The organism is Rhodosalinus sp. (assembly GCF_041685465.1).
Taxonomy (GTDB): Bacteria; Pseudomonadota; Alphaproteobacteria; order Rhodobacterales; family Rhodobacteraceae; genus Rhodosalinus.
The window spans coordinates 1-3,922 of the sequence record NZ_JAWLFS010000260.1; the positions used below are offsets into that span (position 1 = coordinate 1).

General features: G+C 69.9%; 4 protein-coding genes. 1 reads left to right on the forward strand and 3 read right to left on the reverse strand.

From position 1 onward, the window contains the following. Positions 1–9: 9 nt before the first annotated feature. Positions 10–1,368 carry a 30S ribosomal protein S12 methylthiotransferase RimO gene (gene rimO, locus ACESL7_RS13910; RefSeq protein WP_372893906.1) on the reverse strand — a complete coding sequence of 453 codons (1,359 nt, stop codon included), beginning with the start codon at positions 1,366–1,368 and terminating at the stop codon, positions 10–12. A 213-nt stretch (positions 1,369–1,581) separates the two neighbouring features. After that, complete coding sequence (locus tag ACESL7_RS13915) at positions 1,582–2,217, reverse strand: GcrA family cell cycle regulator (RefSeq protein WP_372893907.1); 636 nt, start codon at positions 2,215–2,217, stop codon at positions 1,582–1,584. A gap of 220 nt (positions 2,218–2,437) precedes the next feature. On the opposite strand from ACESL7_RS13915, the gene ACESL7_RS13920 reads away from it, so the two are divergent. Continuing rightward, complete coding sequence (locus ACESL7_RS13920) at positions 2,438–3,223, forward strand: ABC transporter permease (protein ID WP_372893909.1); 786 nt, start codon at positions 2,438–2,440, stop codon at positions 3,221–3,223. Between the two features lie 4 nt (positions 3,224–3,227). On the opposite strand, the gene ACESL7_RS13925 is transcribed toward ACESL7_RS13920, so the two are convergent. After that, positions 3,228–3,920: a CDP-alcohol phosphatidyltransferase family protein gene (locus ACESL7_RS13925; RefSeq protein ID WP_372893908.1), complete on the reverse strand. Its 693-nt coding sequence runs from the start codon at positions 3,918–3,920 to the stop codon at positions 3,228–3,230. Positions 3,921–3,922: the final 2 nt, after the last annotated feature.

Here is a 3,922-nt window from a genome sequence, read left to right on the forward strand (position 1 = left end):
CGAAAAGGGTCAGACGCGCCGTCCCCAGAGATCGTAGTCGCCCGCCTCGTCCACCTCGACCGTCACGATGTCGCCCGGCGAGAGGTCCTCGTGGCCCGCGTCGATGAAGAGGCAGCCGTCGATCTCGGGCGCGTCGGCCTTCGTCCGGCAGGTGGCGGCCTCGGCGTCCACCTCGTCCACGATGACCTCGAGCCGGCGGCCGACCTTTTCGGCGAGCTTCGCTTCCGAGATCGCCTGCGCCCTCTCCATGAAGCGGTGCCAGCGCTCCTCCTTGACCTCTTCGGGCACGTGATCGGCGAGCGCGTTGGAGCGCGCGCCCGCGACGTTCTCGTACCTGAAGCAGCCGACGCGGTCGAGGCGCGCCTCCTCCAGCCAGTCGAGAAGCGTCTGGAACTCCGCTTCCGTTTCGCCCGGGTAGCCCACGATGAAGGTGGAGCGCAGCGCGATCCCGGGGCAGACCTCCCGCCAGGCGGCGATCTCGTCGAGCGTCTTGGCCGCCGCCGCGGGCCGCGCCATGCGCTTCAGCGTCTCCGGGTGCGCGTGCTGGAAGGGAATGTCGAGGTAGGGCAGCACCAGCCCCTCCGCCATCAGCGGGATCAGCTGGCGCACATGCGGGTAGGGGTAGACGTAATGCAGCCGCACCCAGGCCCCGAGGCTCCCCAGATCGCGGGCGAGGCGGGTGATCGGCGCCTCCTCGCCAAGGCGCTCCTGATCCGTCAGGTAGGCGGAGGTGTCCTGACTGATGACGAGGAGCTCCTGCACCCCGGCCTCGACCAGCTTCTCTGCCTCGCGCATCACCGCGGCATGGGGCCGCGAGGCCAGTTTCCCGCGCATGTCGGGGATGATGCAGAAGCGGCACTTGTGGTTACAGCCCTCGGAAATCTTGAGGTAGCTGTAGTGGCGCGGCGTCAGCGTCACGCCCGAGGCGGGCAGCAGATCCACGAAGGGATCGGGCGCGGGCGGCACTGCGGCGTGCACGGCGTCGAGCACCTGCTCGTACTGGTGCGGCCCGGTCACGGCGAGAACCTTCGGGTGCGCGCCGGTGATGTAGTCGGGCTCCGCGCCGAGGCAGCCGGTGACGATCACCCGCCCGTTCTCGGACAGCGCCTCGCCGATCGCGTCGAGGCTCTCCGCCTTCGCGCTGTCGAGGAAGCCGCAGGTATTGACGATCACGGCGTCCGCGCCGGCGTAGTCGGGCGAGATCCCGTAGCCCTCGGCCCTGAGCCGTGTGAGAATGCGCTCGCTGTCGACAAGCGCCTTGGGGCAGCCGAGGCTGATCATGCCGATGGTCGGCTGTCCGGGGCGGCGCGTCTCGGCGAGGCGGGCCTGGGCGAGGTCGGGGCGCAGATCGGGCGGGTTCGCGGTCATGGTCGGGGATATAGGCCTTGCGCTCGGGCCGGCACAAGGCACATGGCCGCATGTCGTTCTCGTACGGGGAGCGGCCGGGCCAAGGCGCTTGCAAGCGCCTTGGCCTGCGCCCGGCTGCACCGTCTCATCCCGCCTCGGCGAGCGCGCCGGCCGCAGCCTGTCCAGGCGGGCGCGTGCCGGTCGCGGCACCGGCGGCCGGGACGTGCGCGGAGGTTATCGCTTCCGGTCGCGGCGCGAACTCATCGGCTGGAAGGCGACGCCGACATGGGCCTCGCAATAGGGCTTGCCGGGCTGCACGGGCAGGCCGCAGAACCAGAAATCCTCGGTCGCCGGATCGCCGAGCGGCCATTTGCAGGTGCGCTCGGTCAGTTCCATCAGGGTGATCCTGCGCGCCTTCTTCTCCACCTCGCTCACCTTGGCGAGCGCCTCGGGACTGATCTCGTTGGTGGAGGGCTGCGGTGGCAGGGGCTGGCCGGGGATCGGCTTGCGTGCCGGGGCCTCGGCGGTTTCGCCGTCGCTCCCGCCCTCGGCCGCGGCGGCCTCTGCGAGCTCTTCCGCTTGCGGCGCCGCGGCGATCGGGTCGGGCTCGGGGGCCGGCGCGGGGGCCGCGTCGGCGGCGGGTTCCGGCTCGGCCGGGGCGGCGGCGGCGGGGGCCGGCTCCGCGGCGGTGGCCGCCGCGCCGTCGGCCGGACCGGCCGCGGCGCCGCGGTTCGACAGGCCGAGGCGGTGCACCTTGCCGATCACGGCGTTGCGCGTCACGCCGCCGAGCTCCTTGGCGATCTGCGAGGCGGATTGCCCGTCGTTCCACATCCGTTTCAAAAGCTCGACGCGTTCCTCGGTCCAGGACATGCAGATTCCCAAAAGCTTCGTGAAGGCCCGATCCAGACAGCGGCGCACCGGGGCCGTGAGCCGGCGGCCGCGTGGACATTTCTCAGCCTCCCATTCTATGCACTCGCACGACGGTTACAAGGCCGCGACTCGGTCTGGACGCGGCGAAAGGAGGCAGGCGATGGCGACGGGCACGCAGACGGGCACGCAGAGGGGCACGCGGACGGGCACGGGGCAGGCCATGGGCGTGCGCCGCTTCGGCCGGGTGAACTGGCTCGGCCTCTGGACGCTGATCGAACGCGAGGTGATGCGCTTCGTCGCGGTCTGGACGCAGACGCTGCTCGCGCCGCTGGTGACCGCGGGGCTCTTCGTGGCGATCTTCACGCTGGCGATCGGGCCGCGGCGGGGCGACGTCATGGGTGTCGACTTCACCACTTTCATCGCGCCGGGTATCCTGATGATGATGGTGATCCAGAACGCCTTCGCCAATTCCTCGTCGTCGATCATGGTCTCGAAGGTACAGGGCAACATCGTCGACACGCTGATGCCGCCGCTCTCGTCGGGCGAGCTGGTGATCGGCTATCTCGCCGGCGCGGTGGCGCGCGGGCTCTTCGTGGCGCTCGGCGTCGGCGCGGGCCTGCTGCTGGTGCTCGGCATCGGCATCGCGCATCCGCTCTGGGCGCTGACCTTCGTGCTTCTCGGCTCGGCTTTCCTCGGCGCGCTCGGCGTGATCGCGGGCATCTTCGCGCGCAAGTTCGACCAGATGGCGGCGATCACCAACTTCGTCATCACGCCGCTCAGCTTTCTCTCGGGGACCTTCTATTCGGTCGAGACGCTGCCGCAGGCGATGTGGACGATCACCCACGTCAACCCGGTCTTCTACCTGATCGACGGGGTCCGCTACGGGATCCTCGGGGTCTCGGACAGCTCGCCCTGGCTCGGCCTCTGGATCTGCACCGCCGCGACCGTCGCGGTGAGCCTTCTCTGCTGGATCATGTTCCGGCGCGGCACGCGGCTCAAGGCCTGAGGCGTCAGCCCCGCGCCGGAACGATCTGCTGAACGATCCCGGCCAGCAGCAGATAGACCGAAGCGAGCCCCAGCGCCCAGCTCGCGGCGAGCCCCGCGTCGAACTCGTGCCAGGCGGCCCAGAAGACGAGCACCGACCAGAGCACCGCCACCGGCAAGGACAGCGCGCGCCAGCGCGCCGTGCGCACCGGGTGAACGAAGCGCAGCGGCAGGAACATCGCCACGGCGAGCGCGCCGACGAGCGCGAGGATCACCCAGAAGTTGGGCTCCACCACGAAGAGCACGGGGACCACCATGTTCCAGGCGCCCGGAAAGCCGTTGAACGACTTGTCCTCGGTCTTCATCCGCGTATCGGCGAAATAGAGCGCCGAGGCGAAGGTGATCAGGATGATCCCGACCCAGCCCGTCCAGCCGGGCAGAAGCCCCGACTTGAAGAGCGCGAAGGCCGGGATGAAGACGTAAGTGAGATAGTCGATGATGAGGTCCAGCAGATCCCCGTCGAACCGCCCGCCGTGACTGCGCACGTGGTAGCGCCGCGCGAGCGGCCCGTCCACGCCGTCCACCGCGAAGGCGACGATCAGCCAGAGCACCATCATCGGCCAGTCGCCGTCCGCCGCGGCCAGCATCGCGAGCATCGCGAAGACGGCGCCGGTGGCGGTGAAGAGATGGACGAGAACGGCCTTGGCGGTCATGGTCATGC

Coding starts and splice junctions, on each gene's coding strand:
- ACESL7_RS13925 (WP_372893908.1), bottom strand. CDS start 3,920: ATGACCATGACCGCCAAGGCCGTTCTCGTCCATCTCTTCACCGCCACC.
- ACESL7_RS13920 (WP_372893909.1), top strand. CDS start 2,438: ATGGGCGTGCGCCGCTTCGGCCGGGTGAACTGGCTCGGCCTCTGGACG.
- rimO (WP_372893906.1), bottom strand. CDS start 1,368: ATGACCGCGAACCCGCCCGATCTGCGCCCCGACCTCGCCCAGGCCCGC.
- ACESL7_RS13915 (WP_372893907.1), bottom strand. CDS start 2,217: ATGTCCTGGACCGAGGAACGCGTCGAGCTTTTGAAACGGATGTGGAAC.